The sequence below is a fragment of the Pandoraea sp. B-6 genome, assembly GCF_000282835.1.
In the GTDB taxonomy this organism is placed as follows: domain Bacteria; phylum Pseudomonadota; class Gammaproteobacteria; order Burkholderiales; family Burkholderiaceae; genus Pandoraea; species Pandoraea cepalis.
The window spans coordinates 34,219-53,211 of the sequence record NZ_KB290536.1 but is presented as its reverse complement, the minus strand read 5'-3'; the positions used below and the strand labels follow the sequence as shown (position 1 = coordinate 53,211).

General features: G+C 64.7%; 16 protein-coding genes. 2 read left to right on the top strand and 14 right to left on the bottom strand.

What is annotated here, in order from left to right; all coding sequences use genetic code 11:
* Positions 1–3 precede the first annotated feature (3 nt).
* The 4 genes from A985_RS0115555 to A985_RS0115540 form a co-directional block, all read right to left on the bottom strand.
* A complete protein-coding gene (locus A985_RS0115555) occupies positions 4–1,086 on the bottom strand; it encodes an ABC transporter substrate-binding protein (protein WP_017234326.1) in 1,083 nt (360 codons plus the stop codon).
* Positions 1,087–1,204: 118 nt separating this feature from the next.
* Positions 1,205–2,005: an enoyl-CoA hydratase/isomerase family protein gene (locus A985_RS0115550; protein WP_017234325.1), complete on the bottom strand. Its 801-nt coding sequence runs from the start codon at positions 2,003–2,005 to the stop codon at positions 1,205–1,207.
* A gap of 275 nt (positions 2,006–2,280) precedes the next feature.
* Positions 2,281–2,706 (bottom strand): F0F1 ATP synthase subunit epsilon, encoded by a 426-nt coding sequence (locus A985_RS0115545; RefSeq protein ID WP_026132016.1) that lies wholly within the window; start codon positions 2,704–2,706, stop codon positions 2,281–2,283.
* Positions 2,707–3,195: 489 nt separating this feature from the next.
* Positions 3,196–3,708 carry a hypothetical protein gene (locus A985_RS0115540; protein WP_157211488.1) on the bottom strand — a complete coding sequence of 171 codons (513 nt, stop codon included), beginning with the start codon at positions 3,706–3,708 and terminating at the stop codon, positions 3,196–3,198.
* Between the two features lie 387 nt (positions 3,709–4,095).
* Here A985_RS0115540 and gor point away from each other — a divergent pair, with 387 nt between their 5' ends.
* Positions 4,096–5,457: a glutathione-disulfide reductase gene (gene gor / locus A985_RS0115535; RefSeq protein ID WP_017234322.1), complete on the top strand. Its 1,362-nt coding sequence runs from the start codon at positions 4,096–4,098 to the stop codon at positions 5,455–5,457.
* A 62-nt stretch (positions 5,458–5,519) separates the two neighbouring features.
* Here the strand turns inward: gor and A985_RS0115530 are convergent, their stop codons facing one another.
* The 10 genes from A985_RS0115530 to A985_RS0115485 form a co-directional block, all read right to left on the bottom strand.
* Positions 5,520–6,914 carry a sodium-dependent transporter gene (locus A985_RS0115530; protein ID WP_232424636.1) on the bottom strand — a complete coding sequence of 465 codons (1,395 nt, stop codon included), beginning with the start codon at positions 6,912–6,914 and terminating at the stop codon, positions 5,520–5,522.
* A gap of 261 nt (positions 6,915–7,175) precedes the next feature.
* Positions 7,176–7,937 carry a phytanoyl-CoA dioxygenase family protein gene (locus tag A985_RS0115525; RefSeq protein WP_039830415.1) on the bottom strand — a complete coding sequence of 254 codons (762 nt, stop codon included), beginning with the start codon at positions 7,935–7,937 and terminating at the stop codon, positions 7,176–7,178.
* A 104-nt stretch (positions 7,938–8,041) separates the two neighbouring features.
* Positions 8,042–8,410 carry a hypothetical protein gene (locus A985_RS0115520; protein ID WP_017234319.1) on the bottom strand — a complete coding sequence of 123 codons (369 nt, stop codon included), beginning with the start codon at positions 8,408–8,410 and terminating at the stop codon, positions 8,042–8,044.
* Positions 8,411–8,503: 93 nt separating this feature from the next.
* Positions 8,504–8,707: a hypothetical protein gene (locus A985_RS25720; protein WP_017234318.1), complete on the bottom strand. Its 204-nt coding sequence runs from the start codon at positions 8,705–8,707 to the stop codon at positions 8,504–8,506.
* Positions 8,708–8,793: 86 nt separating this feature from the next.
* A complete protein-coding gene (locus A985_RS0115510; protein ID WP_017234317.1) occupies positions 8,794–9,027 on the bottom strand; it encodes a formate dehydrogenase subunit delta in 234 nt (77 codons plus the stop codon).
* A 27-nt stretch (positions 9,028–9,054) separates the two neighbouring features.
* Entirely contained in the window at positions 9,055–10,020 is a 966-nt protein-coding gene (gene fdhD, locus A985_RS0115505; RefSeq protein WP_017234316.1) for a formate dehydrogenase accessory sulfurtransferase FdhD, read from the bottom strand.
* 33 nt (positions 10,021–10,053) lie between these two features.
* On the bottom strand, positions 10,054–12,939 hold the full coding sequence (gene fdhF / locus A985_RS0115500; RefSeq protein ID WP_017234315.1) for a formate dehydrogenase subunit alpha: 2,886 nt from the start codon (positions 12,937–12,939) through the stop codon (positions 10,054–10,056).
* A gap of 30 nt (positions 12,940–12,969) precedes the next feature.
* Positions 12,970–14,610, bottom strand: a complete 1,641-nt coding sequence (locus tag A985_RS0115495; RefSeq protein WP_017234314.1) for an NADH-quinone oxidoreductase subunit NuoF — start codon at positions 14,608–14,610, stop codon at positions 12,970–12,972.
* Positions 14,603–15,076 carry an NAD(P)H-dependent oxidoreductase subunit E gene (locus tag A985_RS0115490; RefSeq protein ID WP_017234313.1) on the bottom strand — a complete coding sequence of 158 codons (474 nt, stop codon included), beginning with the start codon at positions 15,074–15,076 and terminating at the stop codon, positions 14,603–14,605. The genes A985_RS0115495 and A985_RS0115490 overlap by 8 nt, the downstream gene beginning before the upstream one ends.
* 265 nt (positions 15,077–15,341) lie before the next feature.
* Entirely contained in the window at positions 15,342–16,415 is a 1,074-nt protein-coding gene (locus tag A985_RS0115485; protein ID WP_017234312.1) for a substrate-binding domain-containing protein, read from the bottom strand.
* 235 nt (positions 16,416–16,650) lie between these two features.
* Here A985_RS0115485 and A985_RS0115480 point away from each other — a divergent pair, with 235 nt between their 5' ends.
* Complete coding sequence (locus A985_RS0115480; RefSeq protein ID WP_017234311.1) at positions 16,651–18,963, top strand: FdhF/YdeP family oxidoreductase; 2,313 nt, start codon at positions 16,651–16,653, stop codon at positions 18,961–18,963.
* The last annotated feature ends 30 nt before the right edge of the window (positions 18,964–18,993 follow it).

The window sequence follows — 18,993 nt, the reverse complement described above, 5'->3', positions numbered from 1 at the left end:
GGCTTACGACAACAGCCATGCGTTGAAACGCTCGGTCGCCTTCGTACGGTTCTCGGCCCACCACTGCGGGCTTGGCAAACGCATGCCCTTCAAATTGGCCGGGGCCGTGGGCATCAACGGGGCGCGATCCTTCGGGATCGCGTCGAACGCCTTGAGGTTCGTCGGACCGTACGCAAGATCCTGGGTAATCAACGCCTGACGTGCCGGGTCGCCGCAGAACCGAACGAACTGCCGTGCGAATTCGGCGCGCGGCGTGCCCTTCGGAATGCCCCACCCTTCAATGGAATACAGCCCCTGGTTCCAGACGATCTTCACCGGCGCCTTGTTGTCGATGGCGGCCTGTGCGCGACCGTTCCACGTCGACATCATGTCGACGTCGCCGTTCTGGATCGCTTGCATGGCCTGCGCGCCAGACGTCCACCAAAGATCGATGTGCGGCTTGATCTTGTCGAGCGACTTGAAGGCGCGGTCGAGATCGAGCGGGTAGAGCTTGTCGATCGACACACCGTCGGCCATGAGCGCCTGCTCGAGCGTGTCGAGCGGGCTGCGGCGCAGCGAGCGGCGGCCCGGAAAGCGCTTTACGTCCCAGAAGTCCGCCCACGTCTGCGGCGCGTCTTTCGGGAATTTGTCGGTGCGGTAGGCCAGTACGGTCGAATACACGTCGACCCCCAGCCAGTCGGGCGTCACCGCCTCGGGCATGATGCCGGGGAAATCGGCGACCTTCATGCCGATGGGCTCGAGAAAGCCCTTCGACTCCAGATACGGAATGTCGGCGGAGAGCGTGAGCGTCGTCACATCCCACACGAAGTTCTTCGTCTGCACCATCGCGGCGAACTGCGCCACCGGCTGCGAATCGCGCGCCACGCTCACCACCTTGATGCCGGTGGCTTTCTCGAACGGATCGTAGAACGCGCGGCGGTACGCCGTCGTGTACGGGCCGCCCGGATCGGAGACGATCAATTGGCGTGCCTGGGCATACGCCGTGCGCGATGCGGCCAACGGCAAAGCACCTGCCAGCGCGGCGGTGCCGGCCATCTGCAGAAGGCGGCGACGGGACGGGTTTTGCGGGTCGTGCGAATGTGACATTAGAAACTCCGCTAGCGTGTGGACAGACGCGGTGCGCATGCCCTGTCATGGTTGCCGCCCGGCAATGCTGAGCCCAATGCCGAGCGGCGCGACGTGATTGAACAGTGGACGGAAGCGCTCAGGCCTTCGCTGTCTCGGCCTTGGCCGCGCGCTTGGCAAAGAACGCCGCCATCATGCGTGCCGGCTCGCCCGATTCATACGACTCGCGTTGAATGCGCATACCGGCGGCGATGGCATCCTGGAACGTCCCTTCGGTCATCTCGCGAAAGCGCTGCTTGTCCAGGCGCATGGCCACCGGCGGCTTTTCGGCCAGCTCGGAGGCGATCTCCAGGGCCTTCGCGAACACCTTCTCCTCCGGTACGAGGTGATGAATCAAGCCGAGGCGGTGGCACTCGTCAGCTTCCATCAGACGGCCGGTGAGCGTGAGTTCGATGGTGCGCGACAGGCCGAGCATGTGATTCATGATCCACGGGCCGGTCGTGCTGGCGATCCCGGCGTTGATCTCCGGCTGCCCCATGCGCACGCCTGGATGGCCGACGCGAATATCGCCAAGCAGCGACACCTGGAAGGCCGAACCCGCTGCCGTACCGTTCAGCGCCATGACAAGCGGTTTCTTCAGGCTGCGAATCACGTCGTAATAGTGCTCCCAGCCCTTGATCCATTCGATGGCGGTGTCACCGTCGAAATGCTTTGCCTCGGCCAGATCCTGCCCCGCGGAGAAGGCGCGCCCCGCCCCGGTCATGATCACGGCGGCCACGCTGTCGTCGGTATTGAACCGCTCGAGCGCATCGATGATCAGTTCGCGCATGGCGATGGTCCAGGCGTTGAGCGCCTGCGGGCGGTTCAACGTAATCACCGCGACACGACCGACCTGCGTGAAAAGAACTTCCTGCTCCGATTGCTTTGCTGTCTCGCTCATTTGAACTCCAAGGGCACGCCACGCGTGGCATCACGCGGGCATTGAGATGACGATCATGCGATGAACGCATTTCTCACTAAACAGTTATCTCAGTGCAATAACTGTTATCTGAGAGAAATATAGTTATTTCAAAAAGATGGCGCAAGTCGAATCGCTTCGGGGTTTACCTCAGGGGGTTGCACCTCGGGAGCGAGGGGCGAAAAAAAACGGGCAGCCCGTGAGGACTGCCCGTCTTGCTGGCGTTGGCGTTGGCGCCGATGCGCCGTGTCACTGGCTCAGCGAGACCCCTTTTGCTTGCGAATGCGTCGGATGGCCTGCAATTGCGCCACAGCTTCCGTCAGCTCCGCTTGCGCCTTGGCGTAATCGATATTGCTCGCCTGGGTTTCGAGCACCGCCTTGGCCTCCTCGCGCGCGCGCTCGGCGCGGGCTTCATCAAGACTCTCGGCGCGGATGGCGGTGTCGGCCAGAATCGTCACCCGATTCGGCTGAATCTCGACGAAACCGCCTGCGATGTAAAGAAACGTATCGGTGCCGTCACTCGCCTCGATCCTCACCGTGCCGGGACGCACGCCCGTGAGCAGCGGCGTGTGCCCGGGGAGCACACCCAATTCGCCCGCTGTGCCGGGCACCGCGATGAAACGGGCCTCGCCCGAAAATATCGCCCGCTCGGTGCTCACCACGTCGACCTTGAGTAATGCCATGCCTTTCACTTCTCCCTGCGATGCCGCGGACATCGCTTAAATCGATTCGCTGTTCACGTTGCGTTGCGTCGCGCCAAGATATGGGTTGCCACGCATGGGTATCGCTTTCCTCTGGGGATGATGTTTTACGGACGCATCAGGCGGGCTCATAAGGGGGCTGGGGGACGGAATGGCATGCCCGCCGTCGGCATGTGCTGAGGGAATGCCACACGTTGGCTGCGGATTCATGCTAACCGCATTGCGCTTGGCGAGGCAAGCTCGAGCGCAAGGCGCGCCAATGTGCCTGAAAGGCTGGGGGTGCAGGGCCGGCGCGGGTGCAATGCGCAGCGCGCGACGCGCGACTCGGCGCGCATAACGCATCGGATACCGATCCACTCGGCGGGGAATGCGGCATGCGCATTGCCCGTATCGCACCGGAAATGCATGGGTGTCCCGCGACGCGGCCGGTCGGCCGCGATGGGGCAGATGGAGCACAAGCACCCGATGGGGTTAGAAATGCAGCCCGAAGTATTCAGGCGCACCGGCGAAGAGTTGTGTGCTCGATGCAGGATTGGACAGCGCACGATGCCAGACGGTTTGATACAGGCCCGTCAGCCCGGCGTGAGGTCCGGTGACCATGCCGTCGTCGGATCGCGTCACCCCGGCATTCCCCAGCATGCCGCCGAGCGTGCCGCCGCTCACGACAATCGGATCCGACGCCCAGACGCCTGCATCCGTGAACACATCGTGCCACGGGGCCGGCGCGACACCGACGAGTGCCGGCGGCGGGGCGCCCGGCGGTGCGAATTCGGGCGCTCGGGCCGCACGCTTCATGCGTGCGGCCCGCGACAGCCGGACGCCATGCCAGGTGTGTGCGGCCGTGGTCTTCTTGCTCGCCGATGCCCCCGCATGACGCAGGGTGCCCGACGGATTCGCGGCATGTGCCGATGCCGGTATCCAGAAGCAACACAGCCACGCCAGCGCTAGCATGGCGCCCATGAGGCGAAAGAGCGACTTCGTCATGACATCCTCGTCCACATCGTCTTCTGTCTGCGGTCAATCCCGCCTGTCCCGAGCGATTCAGAGCAACTTTCGGACCACGAGCCACAACCCATTGATTCTTAGACACTTCCATTTCCGTGACATGCGCGCTGCCGCGGCGATACCCACGAATTGTTTCATTTCAGAAACATCGGATGGCTACGCGTGACACGTCCGCGTGCGATCGGCGCCGGCGATGCGGCAATCGCCGACTCCGGCCTCGGACGGCTCTGAAATCGGGGTGGCCCGCCGACGTCCCAAGCCGGTCTCTGGCACAATCGCTCATCGCCAGAAGCCGTGGTCGTCGACACACTGCGCGCACTTGCGCTGCCACGGTTCGACGCGCGGCACGACCAACAGGAGTCAGCAATGCCCCAGTTCGATGTGGACCTTTTCGTGATCGGTGCCGGTTCGGGCGGTGTGCGCGCAGCACGCGTCGCGGCGCAATACGGCGCCCGTGTGAAAGTCGCGGAGGAGTTTCGCGTCGGCGGCACCTGCGTCATTCGCGGTTGTGTGCCGAAGAAGTTGCTCGTCTATGCGAGCCGTTTCGCCGACGAGTTCGAAGATGCCGCCGGTTTCGGCTGGCAAGTGCCCTCCCCCACGTTCGACTGGAAAACGCTCATTGCACGCAAGGACAGCGAAATCGCGCGGCTCGAAGGCATCTATCGAGCCAACCTCGAACGCGCGGGCGCCGAACTCGTCGAGGCGCGGGCTGTGGTCGAAGGTCCGAACACGATCGTGCTGCCCGCCACGGGCGAGCGCATCACGGCGCGGCACATCCTGATCGCCACCGGGGGAAAACCGGCGGACCAGCCGCACTTCATTGGCCGCGAACATGCGATTTCGTCGAACGAAGTGTTCCATCTTGAATCGCTGCCCGAGCGCATCACGATCATCGGCGGCGGCTACATCGCGCTGGAGTTCGCGGGCATATTTGCCGGACTCGGCTCGAAGGTCACACTCGTGCATCGCGGCCCGCACCTGCTGCGCGGCTTCGACGACGACGTTCGCACCTCGCTCGAAGCCGCGTACCGCGACCGCGGTATCGACATCCTCCTCGAGCGCACGGTGGCACGCGTCGACAAAGCGCCAGGCCAATTGCGTGTGACGATGTCCGACGGCAGCGCGCACGACACCAATGTGTTGCTCAGCGCGGCAGGACGCGTGCCTTACACGCAAGGTCTCGGCCTGGCCGCGAGCGGTGTGGCGCTCAATGAAAAGGGCGCGGTGATCGTCGATGAGTTCTCGCGCACCAACGTGCCGTCGATCTTCGCCGTGGGCGACGTCACCGACCGCGTCAACCTCACGCCGATGGCGATTCGCGAAGGACAGGCATTCGCCGACACGGTGTTCGGGGAACGCACGACACGCGTCGATCACAAGCGGATTCCGACGGCCGTGTTCAGCACGCCCGAGATCGGTGTGGTGGGTCTCACCGAGAGCGAAGCGCGCGCCGATTATGCACAGCTTCAGGTGTACAAAGCGTCGTTCCGGCCCCTCAAGGCAACGCTGTCAGGCCGTCAGGAAAGGGTGCTGATGAAACTGCTCGTTGACGGCGCCACCGACAAGATCGTCGGCGCCCACATGGTAGGCGATCACGCCGGCGAACAGGTGCAGTTGCTCGGCGTGGCCCTGACGATGGGCGCCACGAAGGCCGACTTCGACCGCACGCTGGCGGTACATCCGACCGCCGCCGAAGAATGGGTGACCATGCGAACGCCGGTCGCGTGATTCGCTGGCGCGTCGCGTAGGTTGTCCAAATCGCGGATGCGCGCGACGGTCCGTCGTGCGCATCAGAGGCTCTGATACCACACGCCAACGATGGCAATCGGCGTGAGCACGAGTAATAGCGCTCGCCACACAGGCACGAACCATTGCGCTCGCGTGCCATCGAGTACGGTGCGCGCCGTTGGCCAAATCCGTACGCCGACGAAGCATGCTACGCACAACCCGCCCGCGGGCATCAGCAGATTGACAGTCGCATAGTCCATCAGCTCGAAAATCGTACGGTCGAAAATACGTATGTCCGACCACACACCGAACGACAATGCGGCGGGCGCACCGAAGGCGAACGTGGCCACCAGCACCGCCGCCACGGCCGGTCCGCGGCGCCATTGATATTCGTCAATGAGAAATGCGACGACCGGCTCGAACAGCGAAACGGCGGACGTGAGCGCTGCAAACAGGAGCAGCAGGAAGAATGCGATCGCCACGAGATGGCCGAATGGCATCTGCGCGAAAATGGCGGGCATCGTGATGAAGGTCAGACCAGGCCCTGCGTTGGGCGCCACGCCGAACGCGAGCACCGCTGGCAGAATCATCAGCCCGGCGAGGCAGCAGGCCAGCGTCGCAAGCGTCGCCACCCAAACGGCCGAACCGGCCAGGCGTGCGTCTTTGGGCAGATAGGAGCCGTAGACCACGATCATGCCCGCGCCGAGCGACAACGAGAAGAACGCCAAACCCAGCGCTTCGAGCAGCGTGGCACCGGATATGACGGAAAAGTCCGGCGTCAGGAACCAGGCAACACCGGCCATCGCGCCCGGCAGGGTGAGGGCGCGCGCGATGACCAGCAGCATCAGCAGGAACAGCGCGGGCATGAGCCACTTGCCTGCCCGTTCGATGCCCTTTTGCACACCCGCGGCAACAATGACGGTCGTCAGCCCGAGAAAGACCCCCATGCTGGTCAGCGACGCGACCGGATCCGCGATGAACGCCGCGAATTCGCCAACCAGACGCTCGGTGTCGTTGGCCAGCACCGTGCCGGTCATGGCCCGGACGAGATACGCCACCGTCCAGCCACCCACGACGACGTAAAACGACAGAATCGCGAACGCGTTGAATGTCGCAATACGTCCGACCCAGGCCCAGCGGCGCCCGCCCAATTCACGCAGCGCCGTCGTGATCGACTTGCCCGTCAACCGGCCGATCGCCATTTCGGCAAGCAGCAGCCCGACGCCAAGCGTCAGCACGCAGCCCAGATATACCGCAAGGAACGCGCCACCGCCGTGCTTGCCCACCACGTAGGGGAATTTCCATACCGCGCCAAGTCCCACGGCAGAACCGGCCGCCGCGAGAATAAAGCCCAGCCGCGATTCCCAGGTGGCGCGGCCGGCGACGGCGAGCGCGTCGGGCGTGGCACACGCCGAGGCGACGGGCGGTACTACGGGCGTATCAGGCAAATGGGACACGGGGCTCCTCCGGAAACGGCCGTGCACGCCGTGTCAACCGGGGTCGACCTCAGCGCATCACGACACTTGTATGGAATGGCGTCAGGCAGATTACCGGCGTGGCACGGCATCGACGTCGGGACGATGCGACCCAGAAGTGCCAGCGCACAACACCATCAGGGTGGCCGGAGAGTCTACGCGGGAAAAGGTGCCGACCGAATTAGGAAAGCGCCCAAAATGATTGGCGACGCCGGAGAACGGGCCTTCCCGGCGCAAGGCACGTCAGTGGCCCAGTGCGACTTCGCCGGCCGACGCGGAGCGTGTGCCCGGCGTTGGCGGATTACTCTCGCCGCGATACGCAAACACGACGGAGAATTTCGTGGTATCGCCCTCGTTGCGCCCGGCCGCGTGGAACAGACCGCTGTGAAACAACACGACATCACCCTGCGCCAGGGCCACCTGCCGACCCCGTGCGACGAGCGGCTGATTGTCGGGCTCGTCGGGACGCAGGAAGTCCAGCGAATCGAGCTGGTGCGGCTGGAGTTGTTCGCGATGCGACCCGGGGATGAAGCGTAGCGCACCGTTCTCACGCGTTTCCGGCCCCAACGCCAGCCACACGGAGATCAGCGAATTCTGCGGGAATGACCAATACCGAATATCGCGATGCCAACCGGTCGCCGTGCCGAAATGGGGATGTTTGGTCATCACGCAATTGTGATGCGCCAGCGTGAGCACTACATCCTCGCCAAAGATTTGCGCAAGCGACTCGACCAGATCCGGACGCGTTGCCCAGCGACGCAGCGCATCGCCACGATCGTAGGCCTTGAGCAGACGACGAACGGTCTGGCCCCCCTGCGCGTCACGCGATGCCGGTGCTCCTGCATAGCCCACATCGGCTTCGAACTCGAGCGGCAACGTGGCCGATGCCAGTTGCGCGCGCGCGTCCGCCAGCATCGCCTCGCAGTCGGCCTGCGCCACATAGCGCGGGAGAATCAGATAACCGTCGTTACGGAAGGTTTCGAGTTGCGATGCGGTAAGCGCCATGATGGTCGGCGAAGCGGGCAAGTAACTGTACGTTGAGGGAAATTCGGTGGCTTAACGAAGTCGATCGGGAGAACTGGCTCGGCAGGCTTTGCGAGACGGCGGACTCAGGCGGCGCGTTTGCGTCGTCGCGGCGGTAGTTCGGCGGCGGGCTTGCGCTCAAGGGCGAGTTCAGGCTGCGGCACGTCGGTGCCGGGCAGCGATGCTTGCGGATTTCCGACAGGGCGCGGCGTATCGACTACAGTGCGAAGTCGATCGAGTTCGCGCGTGAGCTTCGCCAACTGGTACTCGAGCTGACAATTTCGGCGGTACAACGTGCGCATCTTCTGGCTAAGCGCCTGCGTCTGCGTCCAGTACTCCGGATACATGACGAAACGCCCGTCGGGGCGCTCGACGACACCCAGTCCGCTCTGCCCCATCACATCGATGGTTTCCAGCGCGTAGCGTCGAACTTTTTTTACCGTACCTGCCGCCATTGAATTCCTACAGTCCCAGCCTGAGAGAGTCAGGCGCGGAATTTTGCCACGAATTCGCCCCGGCCGGGCGGCAAACCACCACCGGGCCGAGATTTATTTTCGGCCGCCAGCCCCGCCCGCGGGACCTGTCGAGTCACCCGATGTCGACTTGGGCGCCCGTTTTGGCTTGTCGATTTCGATGGAAACCGGGTCACTTGCCGGAAACGTCTCCTCAAGGGCTTCATCAAGGTCGCGTTCCACGACGTCCTCCGGCTCAGACTTCTGTTGGACCGGCTTGCGCGTCTGGGTATCGCTCATCAAGTCCTCCTCGGGTAAAGCCGCGCCGAAGCGCGACGGCAGCTCCCACTATACTGCGAGCGACGTGTCTTCGCCTGGAACCGGCCTCACCCAGCCGGCGTCAGCCGCTCACGATGGCGGACGAGCGCTTCACGCACCAGCACGTGCATCTCGGCGGAGACCGGCGTGTCGGCCAATGCGAGGATCTCGGCGCGCATGCGTGGATCCCAGAACTTGTGCAGATGCGCGGCGACTTCATCCAGCGCTTCGTCGCGATCAGGTAACGATTCAAAGAAGTCCGCGATGCGATTGGCCATGCGCACGAGGTTATTACCGTCCATCAGGAAGCTCCTGCTCGTTTGTTGGCGTCAGGCGCTGGCGTCGAGCGCCGCCCCGCCGGTGTAGATCACGCACTGCTCCCCGCGCACGAAGCCGACCAGCGTCACGCCCGCCGACGCTGCCGTTTGCACCGCGAGGGCCGTCGCCGCCGAAACGGCCGCGACCATCGGAATGCCGACCTGCGCGGCCTTTTGCACGATTTCGACGCTCGCACGACTCGTCATCAGCACAAAGCCACGATCGAACGGCTGTTCGCTGCGCGCGAGCGCGCCGATCAGCTTGTCGAGCGCGTTGTGCCGGCCGACGTCTTCACGCAAGCAAAGTATCTCGCCCTGCGGCGAGCACCAGGCCGCGCCGTGCACGGCGCCCGTCACGCCGTTCAGCGGCTGATGGCGCGCCAGCCCGGCATACGCGGCGGCCAGCGCCGCGTGCGACACACGCAGCGGCGCACCGGCGGCCGGCAACGGCCGCAGAACCTGATCGAGACTTTCCGTGCCGCACAGTCCGCAGCCGGTGCGTCCCGTGAGATTGCGGCGCCGTTCCTTGAGTCCGGCAAACGCGCGCGACGAGACGTCGAGATGCGCCGTCACGCCCTGTGTCGTTGCCGTCACGTCAATGCCGTAGCACTCGCGCCGGTCGTTGAGAATGCCCTCGGACAACGCGAACCCCAAGGCAAAGTCGTCGACGTCTGCAGGCGTGGCGAGCATCACCACGTGGGAGATGCCATTGAACTCCAGCGCTACGGGCACTTCTTCGGCCAGTTCGTCGCTCGCCGACTGCCACGTCCCATGACGGAAGCGCCGAACGTCAACCGTCGCACTCGGCGCGAGACTGTCCGGGTCGAGCACGGCGGGCGCCGCGTCGCACACCGGCGCGACACGTCCGCCAACCGTCTCGTCGATCACGTCGGCATCGCCCGGCCCCGCACGCTCGCCCTGCGGTTCGCCTGCAGGCTGCCGGTTGTCCCGGTCACCTAATGGGTTGAACATCGTCAAACGCTGACTCCACGTCAATTCACCGAACGCGCCCTACTTCGCCGGCACCGGCTCGGAGGGCACATGGGCCGCATCGAGCAGCGCGAGCTGCGTGCGGTTGAAGGTTGAGTATTCCGACTGCCATGCGGAGGGCTGTACCACCGGCAGCACTTGCACGGCCGTCACCTTGTACTCGGGACAGTTGGTCGCCCAGTCCGAGTTGTCGGTCGTGATGACGTTTGCGCCCGACTCCGGGAAATGGAAGGTCGTGTACACCACGCCCGGCTGCATGCGCTCGCTGATGACAGCACGCAGCACTGTTTCGCCCGCGCGGCTGCGGATGCCGACCCAATCGTTGTCCTTGATGCCGCGATCCTCCGCATCGACCGGGTGAATTTCGAGCCGGTCTTCATCGTGCCAGGCCACGTTGTGCGTGCGACGTGTCTGCGCGCCGACATTGTATTGCGAGAGAATGCGTCCCGTGGTGAGCAGCAGCGGGTAGCGCGGCGTAACCTTCTCGTCCGTCGGCACATATCGGGTGATGATGAAGCGTCCCTTGCCGCGCACGAACGCATGCACGTGCATGATCGGCGTGCCGTCGGGCGCCTCGTCGTTACACGGCCATTGCAGACTGCCGGCTTCATCGAGACGCGCGTAGCTCACGCCGCTGAACGTCGGGGTCAATCGGGCGATCTCGTCCATGATCTGCGACGGATGTGTATAAGGCATGTCGTACCCCAGTCGCTTCGCCAGCGCGATCGTCACCTCCCAGTCCGCCATGCCCGGCAGCGGCGCCATCACCCGACGCACACGTGAGATGCGCCGCTCCGCATTCGTGAATGTGCCGTCCTTTTCGAGGAACGTCGTGCCCGGCAGCAGCACATGCGCGTACTTGGCCGTTTCGTTCAGGAAGATATCCTGCACGACGAGGCACTCCATCGCCTCCATCGCCGCCGCCACGTGCTGCGTGTTCGGGTCGGACTGCACGATGTCCTCGCCCTGGCAGTAAAGCCCCTTGAAGCTGCCCTGCACCGCCGCGTCGAACATGTTCGGAATCCGCAGCCCCGGCTCGGCCTGCAGCGTGACGCCCCAAGCGGCCTCGAACGACTCGCGTACCAACGTATCGGAGACGTGGCGATAACCGGGCAGTTCATGGGGGAACGACCCCATGTCGCACGACCCTTGAACATTGTTCTGGCCGCGCAACGGGTTCACGCCAACGCCCTCGCGCCCGACATTCCCGGTGGCCATCGCCAGGTTGGCAATGCCCATGACCGCGGTCGACCCCTGAACGTGCTCGGTCACCCCCAGTCCGTAATAGATTGCCGCGTTGCCGCCCGTGGCGTACAAACGCGCCGCGCCGCGGATCTGCTCGGCGTCCACGCCGGTGACGACCGACACGGCTTCGGGAGAATTCTCCGGCAGCGCCACAAAGTCGCGCCATTGCGCGAAGGCCCGGTCTTCACAGCGCTCGGCGATGAAGTCCTCGGCCAGCAGCCCTTCGGTGACGATCACGTGCGCGAGGGCATTGACCATTGCCACGTTCGTTCCGGGGCGCAGCGGCAAGTGGAATGCGGCCTTCACGTGCGGCCCGTCGACGATGTCGATGCGCCGCGGATCGATCACGATGAGGTTCGCCCCCTCGCGCACACGACGCTTGAGTCGCGAGGCGAACACCGGATGCCCATCGGTCGGATTGGCGCCCATCACGAGAATCACGTCCGAGTGCTCGATCGACTTGAACGTCTGCGTGCCCGCCGACTCGCCGAGCGTCTGCTTGAGCCCGTAACCGGTCGGTGAATGACACACGCGCGCACAGGTGTCGACGTTGTTGTTACCGAACGCGGCACGCACCAGCTTCTGCACGAGATACGTCTCTTCGTTCGTGCAACGCGACGACGTGATGCCGCCAATGGCATCGCGCCCATACGTCGCCTGAATGCGCCGGAACTCCGACGCCGCGTAGTCCAGCGCCTCGTCCCACGACACCTCGCGCCACGGATCGGTAATCTTGCTGCGGATCATCGGCTTGGTGATGCGCTCCTTGTGCGTGGCGTATCCCCACGCAAAGCGCCCCTTCACGCAGGCGTGGCCCTCATTCGCCCCGCCATCCTTGTACGGGGTCATGCGAACGACTTCCCCGCCCTTCATTTCCGCCTTGAACGCGCAGCCCACGCCGCAGTACGCACACGTGGTAACCACCGCGTGCTCGGGCTGCCCCATCTCGATGACGCTTTTTTCCTGCAGCGTCGCCGTCGGGCAGGCCGATACGCACGCGCCGCACGACACGCACTCCGAATCCATGAACGGCTGATCCTGCCCGGCCGAAACCCGCGCCTCGAAGCCACGGCCGGAAATCGTCAGCGCAAACGTGCCCTGCGTCTCCTCGCACGCCCGCACACAACGATTGCAGACGATGCATTTCGACGGGTCATACGTGAAATACGGATTCGACTCGTCCTTCGCGCTGTGAATATGGTTTTCGCCCTCGAAGCCGTAGCGCACCTCGCGCAGCCCCGTGACGCCCGCCATGTCCTGCAATTCGCAATCGCCGTTGGCCGCGCAGGTCAGGCAGTCGAGCGGGTGATCGGAGATGTAAAGCTCCATCACGTTGCGACGCAGATCCTGCAGCGCCGGCGACTGCGTGCGTACCTTCATGCCCGGCTCGACGGGTGTCGTACACGAGGCGGGAAATCCGCGCCGCCCCTCGATTTCGACCAGACACAAGCGGCAAGACCCGAACGGTTCGAGCGAATCCGTCGCACAGAGCTTGGGGATGTTGACGTCGCGGCCCGCCGCCGCCCGCATGATCGACGTGCCGGCCGGCACGGTTACGCGCTCGCCGTCGATTTCGAGGGTAATGCCGACATCGCTCTCACGCAGCGGCGTGCCCATGTCCAGGTCGTGGCCCGGGGTCACTGAGGTGCTCGGATGAATCATGTGTTCTCCTCCCTGTCTGACGCATGCGCGTCAGGCGGCTTCGGCGCGCCCGGCGCCATCGGGCAGACCGAAGTCTGCCGGGAAATGTTCGAGCGCCGAGCGCACCGGGAACGGCGTCATGCCGCCCATCGCGCACAGCGACCCCGCCACCATCGTGTCGCACAGATCACGCAGCAGTGTTACCTGACGCACGGAGGTGTCTCCGCGTCGGATCTGGTCGATCACCTCGACTCCGCGCGTCGCACCAATGCGGCACGGCGTACATTTGCCGCACGACTCGTGTGCACAGAACTGCATCGCGTAGCTCGCCAACGCCGCGAGGTCGGCCGTGTCGTCGTGGACGACCACCCCGCCGTGACCGACGACCGCGCCGAGCGAGGCATACGCCTCGTAATCCATCGGCACGTCCCACTGCGCGCTTGGCAGATACGCCCCGAGCGGGCCCCCGACCTGAATGGCCTTGGCAGGGCGCCCGCTGGCTGTCCCGCCGCCGAACTCGTCGAGCAGTGTGCGCAGCGTCACGCCGAACGCCAGCTCCACCAGTCCGCCGCGACGCACGTTGCCCGCGAGTTGCACCGCCAGTGTGCCTTGCGAGCGGCCCATGCCGAACTCGCGATAGGCGTCGGCGCCATGCGCGAAGATGAACGGCACGCTCGCGAGGGTAACGACGTTGTTGACGAGTGTCGGCTGCCCGAAGAGTCCGGCCACCGCTGGAATCGGCGGTTTCGCCCGGACCACGCCGCGCTTGCCTTCCAGGCTTTCGAGCAACGCCGTTTCCTCGCCGCAGATATAAGCGCCCGCCGCCTTGGCGACGCGCAACTCGCAAGCGCGTCCCGAGCCCAGCACGTCCGGGCCGAGCCAGCCTTCCCGGCGCGCGACGGCAATTGCCGACTCGAGTGCCGCAATGGCATGCGGATACTCGCTGCGCACGTAGATGATGCCCTCGCTCGCCCCCACGCAGAGCGCTGCGATGGCCATCCCTTCGATGAGAACGAACGGATCGCTCTCCATGATGAGCCGATCGGCAAATGTGCCCGAGTCGCCTTCGTCGGCATTGCAGACGACGTATTTGGTTGCCGCCTGGGCGCGGCTGACGGTTTGCCACTTGATGCCCGCCGGAAACGCCGCGCCGCCGCGTCCACGCAGGCCCGAGTCGAGCACGGTCTGGCACCCTGCGGCCGCGTCGAGCGCCAGGCATGCGCGCAGTCCGACCAGGCCACCGTGCGCTTCATAGTCCACCGGGTTGAGCGGGTCGGTCACGCCAATGCGCGCGAACGTCAGGCGCTGTTGCCGCGCCAGATACGGAATCGCATCGACCCGACCGACGCAGGCAGGCATTGGGGCGTCCCAACTCCCGTCGGGATTGTCCGCGGGAACCTCGCGCTCGGCGTCCTGAGCAGCACATGCGGGCCAGCCGCTATCGAACAAGGCGGCGACCTGAGCGGCCTGCACGTTGCTGTACCCGATGCGCCCGGCGGGGGTCTCCACTTCGACGAGGGGTTCGAGCCAAAACAGCCCACGAGAGCCATTGCGCACGATATCGACGGCAATGCCTCGCTGGGTGGCTTCCGTTGCCACAGCGGCGGCGACCCGGTCCGCGCCCAAGGCGAGCGCAGCGGAGTCGCGCGGGATATACACGCGGTACGGACCGCGCTTCGAAGACTCAGACATGGTCACCTGCCTTGCGCGCCGGCAGCAGCGCATCGAAGCGCGCCGGACTCACGCGCGCGTGCAGTTCGCCGTTGATCATCACGGCCGGGGACAACGCACATTGCCCGAGGCAATACACCGATTCGACGCCGACGCCGCGACACGGCGCGCCGTCCACGGGTGCGCCGGTAGACGCCTCGATATGGGCCACGAGCGCTTCGCCACCCCGACTGCGACAGGCCTCCGCGCGGCAGACCTGCACCACGATCGGGGGCGGCGGCGCGCTGCGGAAGTGATGATAGAAGGTAATCACGCCATGCACTTCGGCGCGAGAAAGATTCAGCGCGGCGGCGATCGCCGGCACATGGGCGGGGTCGACGTAACCGTCGCTGTCCTGCAGGGCATGCAACAGCGGCAACAACTCGTGCGCACGGCCGGCGTGGCGAGCCAGCAGCGGCGCGAGCGTCGCGTGAGGGGTGGACACCATCTCGTATGTCTCCTGGGGCGAAACGGCGCCTCATATGTTCTACGTTGCATATGATGGCGGCGCGTTTCTGGGGGCTCGACAGTTAGGACATTAGTCCAAACGTCCCCTCCCAACAAGCCTCGTGGAAACACCGATAGCTTGCGTTGCTCGCTTTTCCCACGCTCGCCGCACAGCAGCATGCCAAAGCCGCATAAACCGCGCCGGCTGGCCGTTCGACGCGACCGATGCTCGGGCGCAACATATGCATATCATTGCATATTATTTTTCAACCCAACGAGGGAAACGCCTCAGACAGCGGGGCGATGCTACCGGTCGCCGCCTCGCTGTAGCCGGGGATGGCATGCACCGCCTGCCGATACGCGTCGCTTTGCAGAATTTCCAGCAGCGTCCGCAAATGCGCGGACTCGCTGCCGGTCTCGGGAAACATCAGGCAATAGCGCTCCGTCAGGATTGGCAGGAAATCGAGCCCGAACTGGCTTGCCGCTGCCTCGATGGCGAGACCCGCGTCGGCGCGTCCGCTGGCGATGTACGCCGCCACGGCGGCGTGCGTGAACTCGATGTTCTCCGCGCCCGCCACGGCAGCCGGATCGATTCCCTCACGCGCGAGCAGCAGATCGAAGATGATTCGGGTGCCGGATCCGCGCTCCCGGTTCGCGAAGCGCGCCCCCGTGCGCGGCAGGTCGGCCAGCGTATGAATGCCGAGCGGATTGCCGCGTGCAACGAGCAACCCGAGACGGCGCGAAGCGACGTCTGCCACCCGATACGACTTGCCCTTGAGCAAGGGCCCATAGTGATCGAGCACCGGTTCTGCAAGCGCGCCGATCGGCACGTGAAAACTCGCGACCTCGCACTCGTGCTTCGCGAGCGCGGCAATCGCTTCGATGCTGCCGCGATAGCTCACTTCGATGGGCAGGCCCGCGCGTCCCGCGAAATCGACCAGCGCCGCGATCGCCAGCCCATGACTGGCAAACAGCCGCAGTTGGTCGCTGTCCTGCAACAGCAGATCGTCAAGCTCGGTCTGCAACTCCGACGCCATCGTCTCCAGCAGGGGGCCGAGCCGAGCCTGCAGGCGCTTTTGCCCCCACAGTAGCCGCTGAGCAAGCGGCGTGAGCACCGCGCCACGGCCACGCGCCATCGTCAGCAAGGGCGCCCCCATGAGCGCCTCGACTTCCTTCACGTGGCCCCACGCGCCTCGATACGATTGCCCGAGCGCTTGGCTGGCCGCCTGCAAGTTGCCGTGCGCCTGCACCTCGGCGAGTAGCGACAGCACCTTGTCGAGCGGAAGATCGTTGCCGTCGCGGTGAAACCGGAGCTGCGGGCCGATCGATATCTGCTTCATTGACTCACCTTATATGCTAATAATTGCATAAATCAATTTATGCAATATCCTGATAAGATGCCTGAAAACGTCGAATTCATAGGGTTTTCCAGATCGACGTCGGCACCAAAATACCGTTGCAACGCCGTTGAATTATGCATCACTTTGCCTATTTAACGGTAACCGTTTGGCTATGTCCGAAGCATTCCCCAGATGCCGACGCGCCGCGCCACCTCTTCTCGTCAGAAAACGCACCATGCCCGCCTCGAAAATCGCCCCCTACGATCGCCCCGCCGGCGGCTGGGGAGCCCTCAAGAACGTTGCCATTCAACTTGTCACCCAAGGCATTCCGCTCAAAGGCGCCCGCACACTGCTCAGCGCAAACCAACCCAGCGGCTTCGATTGCCCGGGCTGCGCGTGGCCGGATCGCGAACACGCCTCGACGTTCGAATTCTGCGAAAACGGGGCCAAGGCGGTCGCCGCCGAAGCCACCAAGCGCCGCGTCACCCCTGACTTTTTTGCCGAGCACAGTGTGACCGACTTGCTCGCGCTGGACGATTACACGCTCGAAGGCTACGGCCGTCTTACGCATCCCATGCGCTACGACGCCGCCACCGACCGCTATGCACCGATCGCCTGGACCGACGCCTTCGCGTTGATCGGCGAGCACTTGCGCGCCCTGCCCGACCCCGATCAGGCAGCGTTCTATACGTCCGGTCGCACCAGCAACGAAGCGGCGTTCCTTTATCAGCTCTTCGTGCGCCAGTACGGCACGAACAATTTTCCCGACTGCTCGAACATGTGTCACGAGCCGACGAGCGTTGGCCTGCCGCCCACGATCGGCATCGGCAAGGGCACCGTCACCCTCGACGACTTCGAACAGGCCGATACGCTGCTGCTGTTCGGCCAGAACCCGGGCACCAATCATCCGCGCATGCTCGGTGAGTTGCGCGAGGCAGCCCGGCGCGGCGCGACCATCGTGTCGGTCAATCTGCTGCACGAACGCGGATTGGAACGCTTTGCCGACCCGCAAAGTCCGGCCGAAATGCTGAGCCTCGGCGGCACCGCGATCAGCAGCCATTACATCACGCCGGCGTGCGGCGGCGACTTTGCATTCGTGAAGGGCGTCATCAAGCGCGTGCTGGAGCGCGACGCCCTTGCGCGCGCCAATGGCGAATCCGCGCTGCTCGACGATGCCTTCATCGCGGAACACACACACGGTTTCGACGATTTCGCCGCCGACGTACGCAGCGAACGCTGGGACGATCTCACGCGCGCGTCCGGTGTCTCGCAAGCCCAGATGTGCCAGATTGCCGACGTCTATCTGCGCGGCGAGCGCGTCATTGCGACGTGGGGCATGGGCATTACGCAGCACAAGCACGCCGTCGCGACCATTCAGATGATCGTCAACCTGATGCTCCTGCGCGGCAACATCGGACGCCCGGGGGCGGGTCTGTGTCCCGTGCGCGGTCACAGCAACGTGCAGGGCGACCGTACCGTCGGCATCAACGAAAAGCCGTCGGCCGCCTTCCTTGACCGGCTTGGCCAAGCGTTCGCGTTTGCGCCGCCGCGACGCGACGGGTTGAGCGTCGTCGATACGATCTCGGCCATGCGCGACGGCCGCGTCAAGGTCTTCATCGGCATGGGCGGCAACTTCGCGATGGCCACACCCGACACGCCGCGCACCTGGGAGGGGCTTCGCCAGTGCGACCTGACTGTGCACGTGGCGACCAAGCTCAATCGCAGCCATCTCGTGCACGGGCGCGATGCACTGATCCTGCCGTGTCTGGGCCGCACCGAAATCGACATGCAGCAAGGCGCGGTGCAGGGCGTCACGGTGGAAGACTCGATGAGCATGGTGCACCTGTCGTATGGCATCAACGCCCCGGCGTCCGAGCATCTGCGTTCCGAACCGGCCATTGTCGCGGGCATCGCGCAGGCAACGATGGGCCGCGCGCTCGGCGGTGTCGAGGATTGGCACTGGTACGTGGAGGACTACGATCGCATTCGCGACGCCATGGCCGCCACCTTTGATGACTTTGCGGACTTCAATCGCCGCGTGCGCCATCCGGGGGGCTTCCGGCTGCCCGTGCCGCCGTCAACGCGTCAGTGGCTGACCGCCAACGCGCGCGCCAACTTCACGACACACCCGCTGCCGCACGAGATGCCGATCGACGTGGCACGGCGCCAGGCGGGTGAGCGTGGCGCCGATGTGCTGCAACTCGCCACGATTCGCTCCCACGATCAATACAACACCACAATCTACGGCCTGAACGACCGATATCGTGGGGTGTTCGGACAGCGCCGCGTTGTCTTCGCCAACTCGGAAGATCTGGATGCGCGAGGCTTTCGTGCAGGCGAGCACGTTGACCTCGTGGGTGTCTGGCACGACGGCATTGCGCGTCGCGCCGATGATTTCCTGCTCGTTGCCTACGACATTCCGCGTGGCTGCATCGCGGCATACTACCCCGAGACCAACGGGCTGGTGCCGCTCGACGCCATCGCTGAGGGTGCGGGAACCCCGACCTCCAAGTCGATCCCGGTGCTGCTGGAGCGCCGCCCGGCCTGATGAGGCGAGGCGGCCCGACGCTTGCCGCTC